Genomic DNA, 458 nt, shown 5'->3' with positions numbered 1-458 from the left:
ACTCAGCCAGGGCTCGATGCCCCTCTTCGGACAGGTAACGCGAGGCCAGTGCCGGCCGGATGCGCAACGCCTTCACCCACTGGCGGTCCAGACTTCCGGCTGCCAGCAGCGCACATTGCAGCACCAGTTCACGGCGTTGCTCGGCCTCGGTCAGATCCGCCGAGACGAAGACGACGCGGCCGTCGGTATGCGCGAGCCGACCGGCCGGAGCCGGCGCCACATCGACTGCCCGGCCTACGATGAACGTCGCGAGCAATCGAAACCGCTGCAGCCCTGCGGGTTCGGTTCCGGTCACGTCACGTCGAGCACACCGTCGGCCAGCTCACCGAGGGCACGCACGATGTCGGGATCATCGGACAGGGCCCGAACGATCGCCGCCTGTACAGCGCTACGTACCGGCAGGCCCTCGGCGATCAGTCCGCCGGCCAGGATCAGCATTCGGGTGGAGGACGCCTCAC

General features: G+C 68.1%; 2 protein-coding genes. Both read right to left on the bottom strand.

The annotated features are described in order from the left end of the window. Positions 1-295 (bottom strand): hypothetical protein (locus V2J85_RS40640; protein ID WP_330824395.1); only part of this gene is annotated, 295 nt, incomplete at its 3' end. Beyond that, positions 292-458, bottom strand: a 167-nt coding sequence (locus V2J85_RS41540) for a CbbQ/NirQ/NorQ domain-containing protein (RefSeq protein ID WP_419836888.1), incomplete at its 5' end; no start/stop codon positions are given. The genes V2J85_RS40640 and V2J85_RS41540, both read right to left, overlap by 4 nt.

It is taken from the genome of Streptomyces bugieae, from assembly GCF_036352915.1.
GTDB classification, from domain to species: domain Bacteria; phylum Actinomycetota; class Actinomycetes; order Streptomycetales; family Streptomycetaceae; genus Streptomyces; species Streptomyces endophytica.
The sequence above is the reverse complement of the archived record's forward strand: the minus strand, read 5'-3'. Positions and strand labels throughout refer to the sequence as shown.